This is a genomic window from Nostoc parmelioides FACHB-3921, assembly GCF_014696625.1.
Classification (GTDB): domain Bacteria; phylum Cyanobacteriota; class Cyanobacteriia; order Cyanobacteriales; family Nostocaceae; genus Trichormus; species Trichormus parmelioides.
In genome coordinates this window covers 56380-79340 of record NZ_JACJQL010000028.1, presented here as the reverse complement: position 1 = coordinate 79340, position 22961 = coordinate 56380, and the positions used below count along the sequence as shown (strand labels likewise).

The 22961-nt window shown below is 41.0% G+C and carries 8 protein-coding genes; all 8 read right to left on the bottom strand.

The window, feature by feature from the left end; translation table 11 throughout:
- Positions 1-41: 41 nt before the first annotated feature.
- The 8 genes from H6G14_RS18440 to H6G14_RS18405 all read right to left on the bottom strand — a co-directional run bounded on the left by H6G14_RS18440 (position 42) and on the right by H6G14_RS18405 (position 21991).
- Entirely contained in the window at positions 42-1799 is a 1758-nt protein-coding gene (locus H6G14_RS18440) for an SDR family NAD(P)-dependent oxidoreductase (protein ID WP_190568780.1), read from the bottom strand.
- Between the two features lie 266 nt (positions 1800-2065).
- Positions 2066-2773: a hypothetical protein gene (locus H6G14_RS18435; RefSeq protein ID WP_199326209.1), complete on the bottom strand. Its 708-nt coding sequence runs from the start codon at positions 2771-2773 to the stop codon at positions 2066-2068.
- 59 nt (positions 2774-2832) lie between these two features.
- Positions 2833-6663, bottom strand: coding sequence for a type I polyketide synthase (locus H6G14_RS18430; protein ID WP_190568779.1), 3831 nt, complete (start codon positions 6661-6663; stop codon positions 2833-2835).
- 866 nt (positions 6664-7529) lie between these two features.
- On the bottom strand, positions 7530-10502 hold the full coding sequence (locus tag H6G14_RS18425) for an amino acid adenylation domain-containing protein (protein ID WP_190568778.1): 2973 nt from the start codon (positions 10500-10502) through the stop codon (positions 7530-7532).
- Between the two features lie 208 nt (positions 10503-10710).
- Positions 10711-15714: a type I polyketide synthase gene (locus tag H6G14_RS18420; RefSeq protein WP_190568777.1), complete on the bottom strand. Its 5004-nt coding sequence runs from the start codon at positions 15712-15714 to the stop codon at positions 10711-10713.
- A 14-nt stretch (positions 15715-15728) separates the two neighbouring features.
- Positions 15729-20438 (bottom strand): type I polyketide synthase, encoded by a 4710-nt coding sequence (locus H6G14_RS18415; RefSeq protein ID WP_190568776.1) that lies wholly within the window; start codon positions 20436-20438, stop codon positions 15729-15731.
- A gap of 324 nt (positions 20439-20762) precedes the next feature.
- Positions 20763-21020 carry an acyl carrier protein gene (locus H6G14_RS18410; RefSeq protein WP_190568775.1) on the bottom strand — a complete coding sequence of 86 codons (258 nt, stop codon included), beginning with the start codon at positions 21018-21020 and terminating at the stop codon, positions 20763-20765.
- A 137-nt stretch (positions 21021-21157) separates the two neighbouring features.
- Positions 21158-21991, bottom strand: a complete 834-nt coding sequence (locus H6G14_RS18405) for a helix-turn-helix domain-containing protein (RefSeq protein ID WP_190568774.1) — start codon at positions 21989-21991, stop codon at positions 21158-21160.
- Between the last annotated feature and the right edge of the window lie 970 nt (positions 21992-22961).

The following is a 22961-nucleotide window of genomic DNA, read 5'->3' as shown; positions in this document are numbered from 1 at the left end:
TAAGACGGATACACAATTGAGTTTTTAGAGAAAGACAACAATTACATACAAACAGTATTTTTAGAAGCAACCGTATTATTAAGAAATAGCTGATTCAAACGCGCACTTGATGTTACCTGCATATTAGTAGCCTCAAGATATACTTTTCCTTGAGTATCACAGGCGATCGCACTGGCAACTACTTTAGTTTCACTCTGCTCTTCAATAGATAAGTTAATCAAAAATTCCTGATTAAAAGGAAGAGTATAAAATTGTTTCAATGCTGTTAATTCCAGAGGTAAACTACCTGAACCATAGGTTTGTCTTACCCAGACTAATAAACATTGAAAAAACATATCGGCGGTGTAAGGATTAAAAGACTGAGTTAAAAATTGCCCTTGATCAGCAGGAGATATTTCTGGTAAAAAACATGAAGCGATTAACTTATTAGAAGTGATTTCGAGAATATTTTGAATACCTCTAAATCTTTGATTATGAAATAAAATCCCCTCCTGATAAGGGTTTAAACTCAAAGAAGATTCATAATAGTTAAAATCTTCAAAAGTTAAAGCTTGTTGAGCATGGGATTTTTGACTAATGTTAATCAATGCCCGATAATGATATAAAGGGATACCTTTAGGGGTTTCACTCCAAATCAACGCTTCTAACTGAATTTCTTCTTCAGATTTTTCTACTTCGGTTAAATCAAGACAGTATAAATTAGCTAAGTTATCATCAAAAACAATACCCTTAAGCACCTTATATTTTTGACAACTCAAAAAATGATAACCAGGATAAAATTGTTCGCAAATATTTGTCATCCAGGCTAAGGCGCAGACGGCAGGTAAAACAGCATTACCACCGATTACATGATCGTAAACAAAAGGATTACCCTGTAAGGTTAAGCGACGATATAAACGATAACTATGTTTTTCGGGGCTAAAAGCTTTTGGTAAGACGGAAATTCCTTGACTCATAATAATAAGTTGGGGAACTTTTGTGTGGTCTTGGGTTAACTCTTCCGCCAAAATTTCTGCCCCTACCCTGAGAGGAATTAGTTTAATATTTTTTTGTGCAAATAATTGTTTCAGTTGCGGCGTTACCATGCCTCCATCCCAAGGCCCCCATCCAAAGGAAACCACATGGCACTCTGGATATTTTATTTGTAACAAATAAGCATATTTATTTAAAATTTCATTAGCTAAAGAGTAATCAGATTGACCGACATTGCCATAAAAAGAAACAAAAGAAGAAAATAAAGCAATAAACTTTAATTTTGAAATATCTACACAACTAATTAAACTGTGTAAACCTTCTATTTTCACATTATAAACAGTTTCAAAATCCTGTTCTGTTTTATTTTCAATTAACTTGTCTGCTAGGTTTCCTGCCCCATGAATAATACCTGTAATTTTTCCCAAGCGTGCTACAACAGGAGCTAATGCAGATTTTAAAGCAGAGGCATCTGTCACATCAACACTTAAATATTCTGCTTCACCGCCTCCTTGTTTAATATCAGCTAGGGTTTGATGAATTTCCCGACTTTGGCATATTTTTTTATAAATATTCTGCACTTTTACGGGCGTTGGTTTTTCTTGCTGCCCTATTAAATGTTGCATAATTCGTTTTTTTAATTCCGACTCATCAACACAACCAATGCTCCATTCTGCTTCTGTTGCCAAAATTGCAGAACGACCAAGCAGAATAAATTTACAGTGATATTGTCGAGCCAAATAGATAATACATTCTGATGTGATTCCTCTGCCACCACCACTGACAACAACGACAGATGATGAATTGAGTTTAGTATTGGTATTCATGATGAAGATCAAGTAATTGCCAGTTTTTATTTATCGACTACAACTGTTAAATGAAACGAGAGAAATATCATGTTCGTCCAAATTCCAATAATATCTGTGGCGCTTGGTAATTGGTAATGGGCAATAGTTAAAAATACCTGTTAGCTATTACCCGTTACATATCAAACCAAATTATATGTAATTAGCCGAACTTGATATAATCTATTACTGATGGACAAAATTGAACTGGAGTTTAGTTGAGATTATTTTCCTAAACTCCTGAAAGTTTAAACTCCTAAATGAGCCAATTCACAAGTCAAAGTAACACGACCTTTTCTGGTATAGCCCACTTCTTGAATTAAAGCATTGGGATCATGTAGTTCTGCCAGAATAATTTGGGCAGTAGTGGCTGCATCTAAATCAGGGCTGATATCAAGGGAACGACAAAATACAGCAGGCCACTCTAAATTTAAGGTTTTGGTTAATCCAAATAATCCGCCACTAACTGCACTAAAATCCTGTTGTCCACTTAATCCAAACTCTCCATCTAAATGAGCCAAAGTCAGAAAACTGCTTCTTCCTTGATTTGCCGCTTGCGTGAGGCTAGATTTGAGATGTTTGGCTAATAAAAATACTTGTTTAAGAATTGCCTTATCAGGATTTACTAGAGTATCTGGTTGATTGTAAAGATACTGGCTGATAGGGTGTAAATGGATAAAAGTGCCAATCAAACCATAGGTTTGGAAAATCCCTGCTAATTGATCTTGTAGATGTTCTTCGCTCAAGTTGGTCAGAACTACTCGGTGAACTGTAGCAGGAAGGATAGGACGCTTAGGAACTAAAGAATTTGGGAAACTGAGAACTATAACCTGCCATCCGCGATCGCTTAAACATTGAGCCACTTCAGTTGTGGTTGATGAACCATCGTCGGTTAATAAACAAGTTTGGTAAGGAGTGTTAGGAACATTCCAAAAATCAGGGGCGGGTAAAGACATCAGTTTCACCTGGTAACGTCCAATCTCTCCATGACTCCGAATCCTCGGAGTCACATTAACTAAGCTATTTTTTTTTCTGTCACCATGATTTGTCCTGCTAAATATTGGACAATTTGTCCCAGGGTACGCTTTTCCGCCAGTTCTTCGGGGCTAAGTTTGGGTAACTGAGGAAAAGATTCATGTAGAGTTCCCATAATTTCTACACGCTTGATGGAGTCAACGCCTAAATCCGCTTCTAAATCCATCTCTAATTCCAACATTTCTGTAGGATAACCAGTTTTATCACTGACAACCTCCATTAATGCTCGGCTAATGTAACTTTCACCAGCCGCAGGAGAAGCAGTTTCAGTGACAACTAGTGTGGGTTGAGGAGTAGGAGCAGAATAACGAGGCTCTAAATAGTTGGCAATATGAGAGATATGAACGGGTTCAGCTACAGGTGCAGGAGTTGCCTTGGGAGGTTCTACTACGGGTGCAACAGGAGTTTTGGGAAGTTCTACTACAGGTGCAGGAGTTGCCTTAGGAGGTTCTACTATAGGTGCAACAGGAGTCTTGGGAATTTCTACCACTGGTGCTGGTACAACAACTGTTTGCTCCGCAATAGCAGAGGTTGAACTTTGAGGAGTCATAACTTCCTGTTGTTGCAGTAATTGTAGAAATGCTTGAAAACTCTGGGATTGAGTCTTCACGTATTGTTCGTGAACCTGTAGCATTTCTTTTTGATGTTGATAAAACTGTTGGAAAAGATAGGCGACAGTATTGTGAGTAGAGTTATTCATGGTATTTATTTCGTCCTTAGAGATAATAAATTGGTAATCAGATTGATGGTAAATTTCTCCTAGAGATACCGACTCTTCCATCACAGAGACGGGGGTAATGGCAACCTCATCATTTGATGAAGCCTCTAAAGGTTGAACAGGGGAATCTGAAACAACAGTTGCTGCATCAGAAGCAACCTGATCAAGAGGGGTGGAAGCTAGCTGCACTACAGGCTCAGGTTTGAAAGCAAATTCAAAGGCAGCTTTTGTTTTGTCACTGATGTAGTTGGTGGCATTGAGCTTAATAGATAGTCCTTTAGATTTGCTTTTTTGAGCAGGCAATTTTCGGGGAGAAGCATCAAGATCATTCAGGGACAATCCCATTACCCGGAGTTGGATGACTCCTTGACGCAGTTGGACATCACTGTCTTTTTGGCGATTAGGGTTGAGGGCAATGGCTACATGGGGGCGATCGCCTAATGTCTGCTTAACTAAGTTAGTGAGAATTTGTCGGGGGCCAATTTCAACAAAGCAATATCCTCCTTGGGCGTAAAGATTTTCGATTTCCTGCACAAACTGAACGGCATTTAAAAGATGGGCTTCCAACAGTTGCCTGATGGCGCTTGCCTCAGCAGGATAGGCGTTACCCGTCATGTTTGCATAGACAGGAATTTGAGGAGTATTAAAGGTCACCCGATTGAGCGCCTCTGCAAAGGGTTGACTTGCATGGCGAACAAAGGGGGTGTGAAAAGCAGCAGAAACAGGTAAAGGAGTAACAGTGTAGCCCTGTTTGCTTAATACTTTCTCTAGGGCGGCAATTTCCGGTTTAGAACCAGACAGTACGACTTGTTCTGGAGCATTATAATTAGCAATCTGCACCTTGGTCATACCGGCGATCAGTTGCTGAATTTTTGCCACATCACCACTGACGGCTAACATTGTACCGTGATCGCAATCATGAGACCCTTGGGGAATAGTCATGGCTTGACCCCTGGCTTTGATCAGGTAACAATAATCCTCATCACTAAACACCCCAGCCGCCCAAAGTGCAGTTAATTCCCCAAAGCTATGACCAGCCACAAAATCAGGCTTAAATCCCACTTTTTGCAAGATTTTATACAATCCCAGGCTCAAGGCTCCAATGGCAGGTTGAGCGTTTTCTGTGCGCTGTAATTGTTGGGACTGTTGCTTGATTGTTTCTGGGCTAAAGGCAGGAATTGGAAACGCTACATCAGACAAAGCTGGCAAGTTATCCTGAGCCATCAACTGATCCAGGGCATGATAGGCTTGTTGGATCTCTGGGAAGTTCAAGCTAACTTCTCGCCCCATATTTAGATATTGCGACCCTTGACCAGGGAACAAAGCTACAACTTTGCCCTTGAGAGATAAACCAGTTTGGCGGTAGTAAATCCCTTGGGGATGTTCCCAGGCTTCAGCTTGGGGCTGCATTTGGAGTTGCTTGAGGGCTGCTTTCAGTAATTTTTGGGCTTCTTCTAGAGAGGTAGCCACAAAGCCCACACGGGCAGATGTTTCGGGGATGAGGGCTGTTTTGCTGTGATTTTGCAGTTGGTGATATTGTTCGCCGCCGTTGTCAGACTGGAGTTGCTCAAGAGTCGCTTGACACTTTTGAGATAATTGTTGTGGCGTATCAGCCCACAATAAAATAGATTGGGCTGTGGAATGGATGCGATCGCCTCCTTGGGGTAGTTTCGGGGTATATTCTTCCAAAACCACATGATAGTCAGTACCGCCAAATCCAAAAGAACTGACCCCCGCCCGTCTGGGAGTGTCGCCATTTTGTATCCAGGGACGAGTTTCTGTATTGATATAAAAGGGAGACTCTTCTATTTTGAATTTCGGGTTGGGTTGGGTGACATTAATAGTCGGTGGCAGAATTTTGTGGTGTAAGGCCAGGGTAGCTTTGATTAAACTAGCAGCACCAGCAGCAGCTTTGGTGTGACCGATTTGAGATTTGACACTACCAAGGGCGATTTGTTGTTTTCCTGCCTGATTTTCTGTCAAAACTTGATTGAGGGCGGTAAATTCACAGAAGTCACCAGCTGGTGTACCTGTACCATGAGCTTCCATTAATCCTAAAGTCGCAGGGGAAAAGCCTGCATCTTCATAGGCTCGCCGTAAAGCTCGCACTTGTCCTTCTGCACGGGGCGCATAGATACTTTTATAGCGACCATCACTGGCAGTACCGATACCTTTAATTACTGCATAGATGCGATCGCCATCTCGTTCTGCATCTGCCAACCGCTTGATAACTAACATTCCTAATCCTTCTCCCACCATCATGCCGTCGGATGTGGCATCAAAGGGATTAAGATAGTCTTTTTTAGAAAAAGCTGGGGTTTTACTGAAACACATATAGTTGAGGATGGAGTTATCTGTATCAAAACCCCCGGTCAACATCATGTCACAGCGACCTTCAATCAGTTCGCTAATTGCCATTGTTAAAGCACTTAAAGAACTAGCACAAGCCGCATCAACAACGCAGTTAGTTCCTCCCAAATCTAGACGATTAGTAATTCTTCCTGCGACCACATTAGGCAACATACCTGGGAAAGAATTTTCTGTCCACGGTACAAAAGCAGCCTGCATTTTTTCAATAATTTTTTCGGTCTGTTCTGCGGATAGACCACTATTTTTTAAAACTTTTTCCCAAACAGGATATTGTAAACGAGCCGTTAATGGAGTAATACTTTTCCAAAGTCCACTAGCACCTAAAATTACCCCTGTTGTTTCTCGATTAAATTCTTTTCCCTCGCCATAACCAGCATCTTTCAATGCTTGTTTTGCCAATACTAGCGATAGTAAATTTGCTGAATCCAAAGCCTCAAGAGTATCAGGTGGCAATCCAAATTCTAAAGGATCAAAATCGATTTCTGGGATAAATCCCCCTGCTCTGGCGTAGGTTTTATCAGGTGTGCTGGGATCTGGATCATAATAATCTTTAAGGCTCCAAGCTGTTTCTGGAACTTCAGAAATACAGTTGATTTTAGCTAGTATATTGTCCCAGTATTGTTGTAGATTCTCCGATTTGGCAAATAATGCTGACAGGCCAATAATGGCAATTGGTGTTTTTTGTAAAGCAGACTTTCTGGGTTTCAATTGTTGGTCAACCATTTTTTTGTCTTCTCCAAATAATGAACAATAAGAAAAATATTAGAGACTTGAGGTTTACATAATTTTAGGAATTCAGATATATTTAATCAACTCAAGCAGTATAAATTTACGATTTCTATTTTTGGTATATTCATTCACCAACTCCGAATTCATCAACCATAAATACTAAATCCTTTATAACTTTAGTTTAGTTTCTTTTAATCCCTGGAACAATGGATTATTTTCGGTCAAAGATGGAGATTATTATTTTTTAGCTATTGGATGATAAAATACTTGAAAGCCTGAATTTTGTCTCAAAAAAATAAACTAAATTGCATGAAATTATTTTCTCTAACTTTAAGATTTTGATTTTGGGCAGACTCAAGGAAAAATAGATATATCAACCACAAATCCTAAATGATTTCTAAGTTGAGTTTAATTATTTTTCAAACCTGATGCCATAGATTAATTTCTGTCAAAAATGGAGATTTTTTATTTCTGCACTATATATCTATCAGTAGATTTATAAGACTTATGCACGAAAAAGAAAAATCAAGGATTTAGACCTGGTGTAAGGGTTCCAGAGAATATGCGTTTGCTATTTTATACCCCAATACGGTTCAGTTAAGAAGAATAGTAGGTTGGGTGTAGCGATAGCGTAACCCAACAAAATCTTGAGAATGTTGGGTTCCGTTCCTCCACCCAACCTACGCCAGTCTTAGTTTTTAGCCTTAACTGAACTGAATTGTCTCATACCCTAATTACCCTAGCCAAAGCCTTGATTTTCCGTATCACTGAGGTAAGTGCTAAAAAATATTAACCCTTGCCTAAAAGACAAGGGTTGTCAGCAATATTTACTTCTATGGTTCTATAAACGCGTAGAGGTGTTAGTGCAGAGGTAGGAACGTAGCAGCGTCAGTAGTGCTTGGGATAGAGACAGGAGTCAAAAGATCCTCAAGCAATGCGAGATATTGTTTTCCTAAGGATTGAATTGTTGTAGCCAGATGGAAATTACGAGAATATTCAATTGTGATCTCTAAATGACCATCAGCTACCAAAAAGAAAAATTCAATGAGTGTGGTACGTTTTTGATCGGGGAGTGACAAACGACAGTCTCGAACAGTCTCTATAAACTCAAACAGGTTAGATGGAGGAGCAGAACGATTCCCTAAATAATTGACCCGTATAGGAGTTAAATTACTGTCAGGGTAGAGGTATTCAGGTAAGCGATCGCCTATCCAATCATAAGTTACACTATTCATAGGTAAACTTTGAAAGCGATCGCTAATCTCTTGAATAATTTCTTGCCAAATCGCAGATGAATCCAAAGTTAGACCTAGAGGGAAATTAATTGCATAATTCCCCATACTTTCCATGAAAGTACTGCCTTGTCCTAAATCTCTGCCATGACTACGATGACTAATTACCACCCCTGGGCGATGACTCCAATTAGCCATTAAACGATATAAAGGCGCGAGCAGGATCAAATAGACATTAGAACCATAATAAGATTTTCCTTGATTCAATAAAAGTTCTGTCTGTTGTTGACTCAGGCGAAAACATTCTTTTTGTGCCGAGGCTTCAATATTGGCTCCTTTCACATGATCGATAGGAATCTCAAATCTGCTTGTAGCATCAGGAAATTGAGATTGCCAATATTTGAGATGATGCTCAAAGGTTCCTTTATGCTCCTCATTCACTAATAATTGAATAAAATCTTGATAGGATTCGGATTTAGCCTGGGGAAATGTGGGAGAAACACCCAATAAAATTTGATGATAAGCACTCCAAAGTTCTTTAAATAAAATTGTCGCGCTCAACATATCAGTAATCATATGGTGAGCAATCATCGTAATATCGTAGCAATTAGAACTCACTTTGACGACGAGTGCTGCCGTCATCGGCCAACTGTCAATCTGAATTTTTTTGGCGATCGCTTCCATGTATTGCTCAATTTTCAGATTCCGTTCTTCCGGACTTACCTGACTACCATCCCAATATTCAGCCACAAAGGATTGTGTTTGATTGAGAATATGTTGTTGCCATTGTCCCTGGTTCTGCACAAAAACCGTGCGGAAAGCGTCATGACGGTGAACGAGGAAATTAAGGGCTTGATTGAAGATATCTACATTGAGGGATTGATGATAAAGAAAACGGGTATAACCCAACCACTGATAAGGAGGTTCAAAATATTTGACTAACCAACGTTGACCAGGGCCTAGAGGTAATAAAGGTAGTAAAGAAGGAGAAGAATCAGAGGAAGGAGAGGAATCAGAGGTTAATTGAGCTACTAATGCTTTGCGGTCTAATTTCCCATTATGATTTTTGGGTAAACTATCCAACCAGAGAAATCTTTGGGGAATCATGTAATGGGGAAGCTTCTGTTCTAGATATTCCTTGAGAAAACGATTTTTGATTTTATTTCCCGATATACAAGCAACTAATCGCTTTTGCCCTTCCCCATAATCAACGGCCAGAGCTGCGGCTTCACGGACATCGGGATGAGTGGTTAACACACTTTCGATTTCTCCCAATTCAATGCGGAAACCGCGAATTTTCACTTGATGATCTATGCGTCCATGATACTCAATGGTTCCATCTGGCAATTCTTTGACCAAATCTCCTGTGCGATAAATATAATCGCCAGGAATATCAGTAAAGGGGTTAGGACAAAAAGCCTGAGCCGTTTTCTCTGGATCTTTGAGATAGCCTAATGCCAATTGGACTCCACCAAGCCAGAGTTCTCCCATGTTTCCTGGTTGTACAGGCTGCATCCCCTCATCCAGAACTTTTAAATAAACATTATCGATAGCTTTACCAATGGGAATTTGCGTCGTCACCCGTTCATCAGGACGTTCAGTAATCAAGTGACAAGTAACGTCAATGGAAGCTTCTGTAGGGCCATAAAGATTGGCTAGTCCGGTTTTGAGTCCATGACGGTCAATCCACCTTTGGATAAAGGACATGGGTAGTGCTTCCCCACTAAAAATCAACCAACGTAATTGGGGAAAACTCCAAGCTTCATTTTCTAAAGCACTAATAAACTCCCCAAACAGGGAAGGAACAAAGTGCATCACATTAATTTGAGTTTGTTGAATCCACCGGGCGAATTCCCAAGGGTTAAGAACTACTTCCCGTTGCACAGGACAAATAGTCGCGCCTGACATTAACGTCCAGAAAATTTCCCAAACCGAGATATCAAAGCAAAAAGAGGTTCTTTGGGCTACGCGATCGCCTGGTTGTAATGAAAATGTGTTCTGCATCCATGTCAAACGATTCATGTAACCCCGATGATTCAGCATTACCCCTTTGGGACGACCTGTGGAACCAGAGGTGTAAAGAATCACCATTAAATCGTCGGGACTGTTACACAGTTCTAAAGCATCGTCGCTCAAACTTTGCCAGGTTTCCGCAGTGATTTGATTTAAGGACTGAATTTCCGCTAAGGGTTCACCCTCATCTAAAAACATCACTGTTTGTAAAGGTAAGGCTTCCTGGACACAAGCCACCAATTGTTGACTAACTTGATGTTCTGTTAGTAAAGTCTGGATGGCTGCGTGTTCTAGGATGTAACGTAGTCGGTCAGTGGGATAACCAGGGTCGAGGGGGATATAACTCCCGCCAGCTTTGAGAATGCCTAAAATACCAATCATCATTCTGGCTCCCCGTTCAGCCATAATCCCGACTCTGGTATTGGGGGCTACTCCTTGAGTGCGTAAATAAGTAGCCACTTGATTCGAGAGACGATCTAACTGTTGATAAGTCAGGGGATTGGTTTCATCAAAAACAGCGATCGCATCAGGGGTTAATTGCGCTTGCTGAATAATCTGATAATAGGGTATTTCTGGAGTGAAGGTCATATTTAAAGATATCCTTGCTACTATAGCGTTTACTAGTCTGTTGGAATACAAATTTATCTGCGTTTATCGGTGTTTATATGCGTTTAATTATTGTTTTTTGTACCTCAGTAAGGTAAGAAAGGTGATAAAAACAATTAGAATAAAACCTCAAAACCAACGAAACCGGGTTTACGGTAATTAGGAATAGATAAAACCCGGTTTCTGGTTCCTACGCACTGATGGCTAGGGTTTCAGCACTCAATACAACCACCATCTCTTGTAAAGTGCGGCAATTCAGGAGAGCTTGACGATAATTTTTGCCATAGACGCTTTCTAAGCGGGTCACCAAACGAATTAGCTCTAAAGAATCGAGTCCTAAATCCGCTTCTAAATCATCACTCATTTCTGATTCTTCAATTGCCCAATGGCAGATTTCGGAGGTAACTTGTCGTAAGTTGGTAGAAATTTGTGGATTAGTCACAGGAGTTTTGGGTGGTGCTAAAATTACTGCCATTTCCTGTAAGGTGCGGCAATTTAGGAGGGCTTGACGATAATTTTTGCCATAGACGCTTTCTAAGCGAGTCACCAAACGAATTAGCTCTAGAGAATCGAGTCCTAAATCTGCTTCTAAATCATCACTCATTTCCGATTCTGCAATCTCCCAGTGGCAAATTTCGGAAGTAATTTGGCGTAAGTTTTTCCCAATATCTTTATTGATAAAGATAGGAGAGACCAATGCTGAGGAAAATTGTTCTTCAATTGGTAAGGTAGCTAATTCTTCAATGTGTGCTAGATAGGATTTCATCAAATTATCAATTACAGACACATCAAAGGTGTTGCTATCGTAGCTAGCAAACAAGTGCAGACGACTATCAAAAATTTCTTGCAAAATATCAATTGTTCCGGAAGCATTCATCCCCCCTGCTTGATACTCAGTCACAGATAAAGACCCATAATAAGGATGAATGTGGGTTTGACCTGTATAAGGAAGATACAAGTTAGATTTTAAAGCTCCTTGGATTAACGAAAGGCTGTGGTCTGGAATCCTGCCATTTTCTAAGACGAAACTATCCCGGAAAATTACTCCCATTTGTCTGGTTTGCGCTCTGTCTAAACCACTACCAATGTGTTGTTGAACCGTTTCCTGAATTTCGGTGAGAAATGTCTGCCAATCTTGTTGTCCTTGGGGTGGGGCAAAACTCAGGGCTAAATTTTGAGCAAAACTACTAATCACTCCTGACGCATCCACTCCCGGATACACCCGACCGCTTGTAGGGATTTGAATACCAATTTTTTCTGAGGTGGTATCCAATTTGGCCACAGTTTTAATAAATGCCCCTAAAAGGAGGGTATTCATTGGTACTCGCCATTCACGGGTTTTGGTGATTAACTTGGCAGTGGTTTCCGCAGACAGGATATATTTTTGATTATCAAATAAAGGATTTTGCTGACGAATCTTTTGCTGGGGATTCCACAGGTAAGCAGTGTGACGTTGAGAGTTGTTGTATGCTGCTAAAGCTCGGTCTTCATCAACATCTTGCCAAGCGTTCATTGCTTGCACCTGGGCTTGATAATCAGCGACTGATACAGCCGGGGGAAGGTCAGGGGTATCTTGATCAATAAGAGCGCGATAGATTTCCAGAAATTCTCGGATAATTACATGATTACTCAAACCATCAGCAATCAAATGTTCATTTCCCAAGAACAGTTGATAGACGGAATCAGATAGTTGTAACACTGAGAATCCATGTAATGGCCATTGGGTTAATGACCAGCGATAATTTAACCAATAGTTTACTTCTTGAGCGATCGCTTGTGTTTGTTCCTCAGAAGCAAGATGTCTGATATCCTTGAGGGGAATAGCCGGAGGGGTGGGATTTTTCAAGACTTGCAATTGATAGTCTGCAAAGCTTGTTGCCCCTTGGGGGATGTGGAACCGCGCCCTTAACATGGGATGTCTATCTATCAATGCTTGCCAACTTTGTTGAGCAATCTCCAGGTTAAAGTCACCTTCAATTTGTACCTTGGTAAACAAACTATTGGAATTGAGACTCCAGTAACTTACTAATAGAGGTAATTGACTATGGAGAATGTCTACAACATCACTTGTCTGATCTATTGCGGGAATATCAGCAGATGGGACTACATCAACTGCTGTGGTCTCTTGTAAATCAACAGTTTGCCACGGTTCTAGAACCTTTAACAGTTCTCCTAAATTTGATATTTGCATTAAATCCCGCAGAGAAAACACCTGATGGAAACTTTCCCTTTGTCCTGGGGGAATAAATTTGATAATCCCATTCATTAATTGGGTCATCATAATTGAGTCTAAGCCTAAACCCCCTTCTAAAGTGGCATCCAGACTGAGTTGTTGAGGATTCATCCCGGTAATCTTCGCCACTAAGGAGAGAATCTGGCTTTCTAAGGTTTCCGTGGCTGCAACAATTGTTGATGTTTCCGGGGAAATGGCAGCAACAGGTATAACTTCTGGTTGAGTAGATTCTGCTTCGGCTAACCAATACCGTTGTCTTTGGAAAGGATAGGTAGGTATAGTCAGACGACGACGAACATAATCTTGCTCAAACCCAGACCAGTCAATGGCTACACCATGAACTGATAAGGTGGCAACACTCTGTAATAAAGATTGCCAATTATCTTGTTCTCGATGCAAAGATGGTAACCAGAGGATTTTGGGATCGGATAAAGTTTGTTTTCCCAGTCTAGTTAAAACAGGATGGGGGCCAATTTCGATCAATACATCATAACCTTGTTGGGCTAATGTCTCCATCGCGGGTGCAAACTGCACACAATCACGTATTTGCTGACACCAATATTCGGCATCGATACTGTGGGTAATTTCTGCCCCTGTCACGCTAGAAATCCAATCGATGCGAGGAGTTTGGTAATTAATCTTCGCTGCTACTTGCTTAAATTCCCCTAACATAGGTTCCATCATAGGAGAATGGAAGGCATGGGAGACTTGCAGAGGACGGACATCAATTCCCTGGGCAATCAAATCAGCTTGCACCGCAGCGATCGCTGCTTTCACCCCAGAAATCACCACATTTTCCGGGCTATTAATAGTAGCAATCGTCACTTCGTTAGCGTAAGGAGCGATCGCTCTCGCCACAGTTTCCACCGGAGCAAATACAGCCGCCATCGTCCCTGTTTGGGGTAAGGCCTGCATTAGTTGTCCCCGTTGGGCAATTAATTCTATGCCTTCTTGGAGACTATATACACCAGCGATACAAGCCGCTACATATTCGCCTACACTATGACCCAAGACTCCCTGGGGTTGAATGCCCCATGATTGCCATAGTTTACACAAAGCATATTCAATAGCAAATAAGGCAGTTTGGGTATAAGCAGTTTGGTTGATTAGGGGGTTGGCTGTGGGAGTTTGGGGATATAAAACACTTAATAAGGATTCTTTTAAGTAAGGTTGTAATAGGCGATCGCATTCGTCTAACGCTTGACGGAATGTGGGTTGGGTTTCATAGAGTTGTCTGCCCATACCCACATATTGAGATCCTTGTCCGGTGAATAAAAAGGCTATTTTCGGTTGTCTGCCCTTTTCTACTTCTTGACTGAAAACGTTCAAGGATGGTTGTTTTTGATTAAAAGCGGCTAAATTTTGCCTTGCTTGTGCGGTTGATTGGGCGATGATTGCCAAGCGATGATTAAAGCTTCCCCTTCCGGTATTGGCACTAAATGCCAAATCCGCAAAATTTGTTTCAGGATGGTTGCGTAACAAATTTTCCCAATCAGCAGCTAAGGTGTGTAAAGCAGCTTCACTTTTTGCCGATAACATTAAAACATGAAGCGGGCGATCGACTTCCGCCTGAGTAACCGTTAACTGGGGTGGTTCTTCAATAATGATATGAGCATTAGTTCCACTTAACCCAAATGAACTAATTCCCGCCATTCTCGGTTGTTCTGTAGGTTGCCAAGGAATAACGCTGGTAGGAATCTTTAAAGACTTGGCCGAAGCAGCTAAATCGGGGTTGAGTTCTTGAAAATGAAGATGGGGAGGAATTTCTTGATGTTGCAAGGATAAGATCACTTTCAACAAACTTGCCATCCCAGCAGCAATTTCTAAGTGACCAATATTGGTTTTCACCGAACCGAGAATCAGGGGATGATTTGGGGAACGTCCTTTACCAAAAACATTATCAATAGCCCGCACTTCAATGGGATCGCCCAAAGCAGTTCCCGTCCCGTGGGCTTCCAGATAGCTAATTTGTTCTGGTGTCGCCTTGGCATTAGCCAAAGCTTGACGAATCACTGCTTGTTGAGCTGTCCCATTAGGAACCGTCAACCCACTGCTAGCACCATCTTGATTAACTGCCGAGCCACGAATTACCGCTAAAATATGATCTCCATCAGCAACGGCACTACTGAGACGTTTGAGAACTACCATCCCACAACCTTCACCGCGTACGTAGCCATTGGCATCTCGGTCAAAGGTTTTACAACGACCATCAGGAGAAAGGGCGCGGGTTTTAGATAAATACAGGGTAACTTCGGGGGACAGCATTAAACTCACGCCCCCGGCTAAAGCCAAGTTACACTCACCATTGCGTAAACTTTGACAAGCCAAATGAATGGTGACTAAAGAGGTAGAACAAGCTGTATCAATGGCTAAACTTGGCCCTTGCAGTCCCAAGAGATAAGATAAACGTCCTGCCGCAAAACAAAAAGCATTGCCCGATCCCGTGTAGGCATCAATGGGAATGTGATGTTTAATTTGCCGTTTAGCATAGTCATCTATACCAATACCAACAAACACCCCTGTTTGCGTACCTGTCAGCTTTTGTGGGGCAATTCCCGCATTTTCTAGGGCTTCCCAACTTACTTCTAGCAATAGCCGTTGTTGGGGGTCAAGGGCGATCGCTTCTCTGGGGGTAATGCCAAAAAATTGCGGATCAAACTGATCAACGTTGTTAATAAAGCCCCCATGACGGGCATACATTTTATTGGGAACATCAGGATCATCATCGTAATAGGCATCAATATCCCACCGTTGGGGCGGTACTGTGGTAATGCCATTTTTTCCTTGACGCAATAACTCCCAAAATTTTTCTGGGTTGTTGGCATCCCCAGGAAAACGACAACCCATGCCCACAATAGCAATTGGTTCGTTTTGCGTCCGTTCTAAGGTTTCAATCTTTGTACGGGCTTCTTTCAGGGCAATAATAGCTTTTTGTAAAGGTGTTAAGTCTTGAGTTTGCATTTAAAATTTCTCCTTTAAGACAGCAATGCTTGTAATTCGGCGATTTCTTGTTCCATCAGGGCTTCAGTTTCTGCTGTGGATAATCCCTCTAGTTGGGCGATGGTATTTTCTATAACTACACTGGCTGGTGATTCCATCGCAGACCCATCACTAGCATCGAGTTGCCAAGCAAACACTTCCCGCATTAAATAACTCACCACATCACCAATAGAGGGGCATTCAAATACCAAAGTTGAGGGGAGAGAAACAGCAAGTAAAGCTTCAAGACTATGCCGCAATTGCACAGACATCAGAGAATCCATCCCCATATCGAAAAAGCCCTGATCAATTTCCGGGACATAAGACCCACTGTGACCTAATACCTGGGCAACTTCTTGTTGTACTTGGGTGGTGAGTAAAGCAGCTCGTCGATGAAGGGGTGCGGCTGCTAATTTTTGGCAAAAACTCTCACCATTGCCACCATCTTGACTTTCCTGGGTCAATAATGCTTCTAAAAAAGCTACTCGTCCTTTAGCAGCAACAATCTTCCCAAAAGCAGACCAATTAATGGCTGCTACCATCGTTTGCACCGATGCACTCCCCAGCAAACCACCGAGAACTTGCAGGGCGGCTGTGGGTTCTAAGGGTTCAATCCCCATCCGTTTTAAGCCCACCTCATAACCTTGGGTAGCCATACCCCCCTCAGCCCAAGGCCCCCAGTTAATGCTTAAACCCGGTAAACCTAAGGTCTGACGGTGGTAAATTAGCCCATCTAAGAAAGAGTTGGCAGCAGCATAATGAAGTTGACCCCGTGAACCCAGTAGTGCAGACATGGAAGAAAAGCAAACAAAGAAATCTAAGGATAATTCCTGGGTGAGTTGATGGAGATTCCATGCACCTGTAACTTTAGGCTGAAATACTTTGGCAAAGGTTTCCAAATCCATTTGGGAAATCGAACAATCATTTAATACCCCGGCTGCATGAATAATTCCGCGCAACTTGGGAGAATTTAACTGGATTTGGGCAAACAGTTGAGACATCTGCTGATAATCACTAACATCAGCCGCTACAACTTTGACAGTTGCCCCTCGATTTTCTAAGGCACGGATTTTTTGTTGTTTTTCCTCAGACTGATTTAACAACCCTTGACGACTAGTTAAAACTAAATGACGCGCTCCTTGTTGTACCAACCATTCTGCTAAAGTGAGTCCTAAAGCCCCTAAACCACCGGTAATTAAATAACTGCCATCACTAATTAAGGGTTTAGGTGTGGGTAATGGGGTAGAAATTGGCATCAAGCGGGCAACATACCGTTTACCATCCCGAAATGCTACCCGGTCTTCTCCAGTTTTTGCGGTCATCTCTGCAATTATGGCAGTTGCCGAAAAATGCTGATTTTCAAAATCAATTAATCCTCCCCAAAGATGAGGATATTCTAGGGCTATGACCTGACCCATGCCCCATAAAGGTGTTTGGGCAACATTAATTTGATTATGGCTTGGTGTTACGGCTTGAGCTTGTTGTGTGCCAATCCACAGTTGAGGCGCAATCTTAGTGTTAATTTTAGCTAATGCTTGTACTAAATACAGCAAACTGTAGCACTGAGTTTGAGAATTTTCTAAATCTATGGAACTATCTAAACCCCATAGATAAACTACTTTGGTTACGGGTTGAGAAATATCTACTAATAATTTTTGAAAATCATCAAATTGGTGCGGATTAATTTGATAATGACTGGATGATAATTTTTGGTAAATCTCACTCGGTGAGACTAAAATACAAGGGTCATTAACTACAGCAGCTAATTCCTGTCCTAGCCCTTGGTTGTCACTAAAAATTAACCAAGTTTCAGCCTGAGATGTTTTATTATCTACAGTTAAAGGACTAAGCTGCCATTCAATTCCATAACGGGCATTACTTAAATCTTGAGTAATTTTTCCTGTCGATTTTCCTGTGGCTAATAATTCTAGTAATTGGGGAATAAATTGTTTAGCTTCAGGAGATAACTGGTGATGTTTGCTTAATTCTTGGGTGAGTTGTTCTGTTTTTCCTGCTAGTAATAAATTGAGTAAGGAAGAGGCTGGTTGTGCTTTTTGAAATTGGGGTTGAGATTCACTGACCCAATAAGATTCTCTCTGCCAAGGATAAAGGGGTAAATCCACCATTTGGCAGCCATCAGGATATAAAGACTGCCAATTTACTGCATGACCAAGGGTGTAAAGTGTCCCCAAACTTTTCAACAGGGTTGCCCGTTCTCCAAAACCCCGTTTTAAAGATGGTAATATCACCCCATCAACTTCCTGCTTTCTCAAACAAGCATTGATATATCCTGATAATACGGGATGTGGACTAATTTCTACGAATTGGGTGTAGCCCGATTGAATCAAAGCTGTCAAAGCTGGTGCAAAGCAAACTGTGTGGCGGAGGTTCTGACCCCAATAATCAGCATTAAATTTCTGACCAGCTTGTTTATCGCCTGTCACTGTGGAGAAAACTGCTAGGCTTCCTGCTTGGGGCTGGATGTGTGATAATTTCTCAACTAAAGCCTCAGCAAAGGGAGCCATTTGTTGGCTATGGAAGGCATAATTAACGGGTAATTCTTTATAAAAAATATCGGGGTGTTGCTGTTGCAATTGGGTGACAAATGCCTCCAAGGCCTGAGACTGTCCAGAAATTACTGTTGCGGTGGGACTATTAATGGCGGCAATTTCCAATTGACCAGCCCAAGCCACTAATAAAGGTTCAACTTCCGTAACTGGTAATTCCACCGCTAGCATCTTGCCGTTACCAGTGGCTTGCTGCATTAACCGTCCCCGGTGACAAATTAAATGCACCGCATCTTCTAAACTCAAAACCCCAGCGAAATGGGCAGCAGCTACTTCTCCTAAACTATGCCCTACCACGGCTTTGGGTTCAATTCCCCAAGCACGCCACAAATGAGCTAATCCTACTTGCAATGCAAACAAGGCAGGTTGAGCAATTTCGGTTTCTTGGAAGCGAGACTGAGACTCAGGAACAGCAAACTCTGTTAATAATGACCATTGGGCATACTTTTGAATTAAAGCATCACATTCCTCAATCACTGCCCGAAAAACAGGTTCTTGGGCTAATAATTCCCGTCCCATCGCCCACCACTGGGGGCCTTGTCCAGAAAACACAAAGGCAACTTTGGGCTTGCGTTTTGACTGTTTTGTTTGGGTGGTAATATCTGCGGTTGCTAGGGCTTGTAAACAAGATGGTAAGTCTTCGGGAGAATTGACGACAACGGCACTACGATAGGATTGATGGGTGCGTCTGACACTAGCGCTGTAGCAAAGATTCTGCACAAATTCTGGAGTCAGTTTTTGTGCGTTAATCAAGTCTTGATACCCTAGCGCTAGGGTTTGCACTGCGGCGGGTGTATGGGCTGATAAAGGTAATAAATGGGGGAATTTGCAAGTTTGTTGTTCAGGAGAGTTAAATGATGAAACCCCTTCTAAAATCACATGGGCATTAGTTCCCGAAAATCCGAAAGAACTCACTCCGGCTTTCGCACCATACTGACTTTTTGGCCAAGGAATGAGACTAGTCTGCACCCGTAAAGGTAACTGATCAAAGGGAATGTAGGGATTAGGCTGATGAAAATGCAGGCTGGGAGGAATTTGTTGATATTTGAGGGCAAGAGCCATTTTAATGATGCTGGCAATCCCCGCAGCTGCTTCTAAATGCCCAATATTACTTTTAACTGCTCCTACCAAACAAGGATGCGCTGCATCTCGTCCTTCCCCTAAGACTGCACCTATAGCCATCGCTTCAATGGGATCGCCCAAGGGTGTGCCGGTTCCGTGTAGTTCTACATAACTAATTTCCTGGGGCTGAACTTGTGCTTGCTGTAACGCTTGACGTATCAAGGCTTCTTGGGCTGGCCCGTAGGGAACCGTTAATCCTTTACTGCGACCATCATGGTTAATTGCACTACCCCGGATGACTGCATAGATGGGGTCATGATCTGCTAATGCTTGGGCAAGGGGTTTGAGAATAATACAGCCAGCCCCTTCACTCCGCACATAACCATTGGCACTTTCATCAAATGTTTTACAACGTCCATCTGGGGAAAGGGCTTTGAGTTTACTTAAGGCAATATTACCAATGGGAGAAAGAACCAAATTGACTCCAGAAGCGATCGCCATGCTAGACTCTTGATTCCAGATACTTTGGCAAGCTAAATGCACAGCTACCAAAGAAGAGGAACAAGCCGTATCTACAGCTAAACTCGGCCCCCGTAAGTTAAACAGATAGGAAAGACGACCCGCAGCAATATTAATACTGTTGCCGGTGAGATCGTAACCTTGGGGATTGTGGGCATAACCGCTATGAATGCGACTATAATCATTTGTGGAAATGCCGACAAATACGCCAGTTTTTGAACCAGCCAGTTGTTCGCGGACAATTCCCGCATCTTCTAAAGCTTCCCAAGCTACTTCTAATAACAGCCTTTGTTGGGGATCCATTAATAGGGCTTCTCGCGGAGAAATACCGAAAAAATGCGGATCAAAGCCATCGACTTGGGAAAGAAACCCGCCGTAACGGGAGTTCATTTTCCCTGGAGTTTCTGGATTGCGATCGTAGAATTCGTCAATATGCCAACGATCAGCCGGAATTTCTGTAATTGCATCAACTCCGTTAGACAACAATTGCCAAAATGCTTGAGGACTATCCGCCCCAGGAAAACGGCAACCAATACCAATAATTGCAATAGGTTCCATCTTACAAATCCGTGATTCTACATCATGATGAACAGGAGAAATTAAAACTTCTGGCTCCTCACATCACTTGGTCGATTTAGATATTGATATGAATTTTTTTTTGAAAATTCTTACGAGGTTTCTGTTAGCCAAAGATAGAGCTTTGGTTTTTCCTCGTTCTACAACTTTATTAATTCAATTGTTGATAGAGTAAATGTCGGGTTTGACAAAAATCTACAAAACTAGCCTCAATCATAACATCATCATATTGGTGATGATGGATAATAACAATAAATCTATTGGCTCTTCATTGAATTAAGTGATTGATTGCAAAAACATGGATAATCAAAGATATAACTCTCCCAAGCGTTTAGCCAATTGAGAAATAGTTGGGTAGTTAAAAATTAAAACAGGATTTAACTCTTTATCTAACCATTTTTCTAATCGACCTAGCAAAATTAGAGCCTTACTAGAATCCAGGTCATAATTATCAAATGATTCTTCCATATCAATATCATCTGGATCAACATCAAGTTGTTGAGCAAACTGATCGATTAACCAGTTTTGAATAGCTTCTACAGAGCAGGGTTGAGTGGTTTTCATGTTGTTTATTAGTTTACGACAGCAAAAGAGCCAACAAGGAATTTACTTCAGCGAAAATTCTATCTGACTTAATACATAGTTTATGAATTTCTCTCTCAGTAAACCATAGGTTTTTTTTAGGGAAAGATGGATTTTTATTAGTTCATTGCTTGTAAAGAGTGATATTTTTGTCTCCAACTTCTGGGTGACAACTTATGATACTGGCTAAAACGACGAGAAAAGTAATAAGCATCTGTGAAGCCAACAGCCATAGCAATCTCTGTTACTGACTTATCACTGTTAATTAATAATGAACGAGCTTCTACCATTTTTCTTTCGAGAATCCAATCAATAATCGTTAATTGGGTGCGACGCTTAACTAAATTAGTTAAATATGCGGGAGAATAACCAACCGCTTGAGCAACATCATTAAGACTAATGGGTAAGTGATAGTTTTGTTCAATAAACTCAAAGATTGGGCGGAGTTGTACACAATTAGGATAAAAATCAGCAGTTGATAAAGATTTGTGAGATAGGTAAAAAGGCTGATTTTTTTCATTTGAACATAAAGCTTGCTCAGGTGATTCATCTAGATTTTTTGTCGAGAATGTATGAGCTAAAATACATCCCAAAACTTCACTTCCATGCTCTAGAGATTTAATCGTGACCTCTATGGATTGATATTCTTTAGAAGAACATACTTTTTTAAAAGTTAAAGAGGTTTGTTGTTTTAGCAGTTGCCAGTAATATGACCAACTTGAGGGGAGAAAATCCATCTCTATTTCATCAATAGTCATGTTCAATAATTTCTGTCTAGAATATCCTAATAGATAACAGGCAGCATCATTAATATAGTAAAATCGACCTTGATGATTTAAACAAAATATCGCTTCCTTGACTTGATTTATCAAATGCTGAATCAAAGAAAAGGGTTCATCTAAGTTTGACTGAGCATATGTATTGATAGAGGGAAGAGTTTGACTGGAAAACATAATTTTTAGCAATTGTATAGTTGTACTTAGATTTTGGGCTTTGGTTAGAAATCACTTTTGTCCAGATTTCTAAGTCATGGATTTGTTGCTTTTATCTACTTATTCAGGGTAAACAGAAGTTTTTATGCGATTTCTATGACACTCTGTAAAAATATAATTTTGCCACTAAAAAATCTGGGGCTGTAATTGTTCACAGCAAGTATGATTCATACATAAGCAGAATTACGATTATGTAGGTTATGTCATACATCGTTTATTGGTGTCAGTTTCATGAGCTGATGAACTAACACTAAAGAGACAAACGTGACAAGAGATGGCAATAGAAAGCTGATCTATTCAATGCTGTACTTTACTGTAGGTTGTTTATTTGTAAAGTGCGTGAGTCCTTGTCGTGTATTTATTCATCAAGAAACATACTAATTTTTATGTCACTCCGTTACATAACTTAACAAATGAGTTGATGGGATGTAGTCTAGTCTGCCGTGTGAACTCGTCTAAACCCTAAGGAGTAAGAGCAAGACAAGAGCGATCGCAAATACTAAGGAATATCTGGTTAATAGATAACTTCTTAAGGAGAGCCAATGCCTTCGGCAACGCTAAGGGCGAATGCAGACTTGTAGGCGTTAGTGTGGATTTAAGTGGATATAAAACTTTTTGCTACCAAGATGAGGACTTTTAAAACGCCTTCTCAGAGAGTAAGTAAGTCGTGGAAAAAATTTACAAGTATGTAACGAACAATTAAACGTAAGAATTAGAATTAAATCTGATACATGGTACACGGTAGTTACCTTTTCTCTATCAATCACAGCATTAGGCTTGCGTCTAACTCTAGATAAAAAATCTCCATTTTTAGCAGAAAATAATCCATTGCATGAGCATTAAAAAAAAACTAACCTCAAATTAGAAATAATAACTATTGTAAGAAAGCTTAGTTATTTATTAGATGTGTTATACCCTCAATTAAACATTG

Coding starts and splice junctions, on each gene's coding strand:
- H6G14_RS18440 (WP_190568780.1), bottom strand. CDS start 1,799: ATGAATACCAATACTAAACTCAATTCATCATCTGTCGTTGTTGTCAGT.
- H6G14_RS18435 (WP_199326209.1), bottom strand. CDS start 2,773: ATGTCTTTACCCGCCCCTGATTTTTGGAATGTTCCTAACACTCCTTAC.
- H6G14_RS18430 (WP_190568779.1), bottom strand. CDS start 6,663: ATGGTTGACCAACAATTGAAACCCAGAAAGTCTGCTTTACAAAAAACA.
- H6G14_RS18425 (WP_190568778.1), bottom strand. CDS start 10,502: ATGACCTTCACTCCAGAAATACCCTATTATCAGATTATTCAGCAAGCG.
- H6G14_RS18420 (WP_190568777.1), bottom strand. CDS start 15,714: ATGCAAACTCAAGACTTAACACCTTTACAAAAAGCTATTATTGCCCTG.
- H6G14_RS18415 (WP_190568776.1), bottom strand. CDS start 20,438: ATGGAACCTATTGCAATTATTGGTATTGGTTGCCGTTTTCCTGGGGCG.
- H6G14_RS18410 (WP_190568775.1), bottom strand. CDS start 21,020: ATGAAAACCACTCAACCCTGCTCTGTAGAAGCTATTCAAAACTGGTTA.
- H6G14_RS18405 (WP_190568774.1), bottom strand. CDS start 21,991: ATGTTTTCCAGTCAAACTCTTCCCTCTATCAATACATATGCTCAGTCA.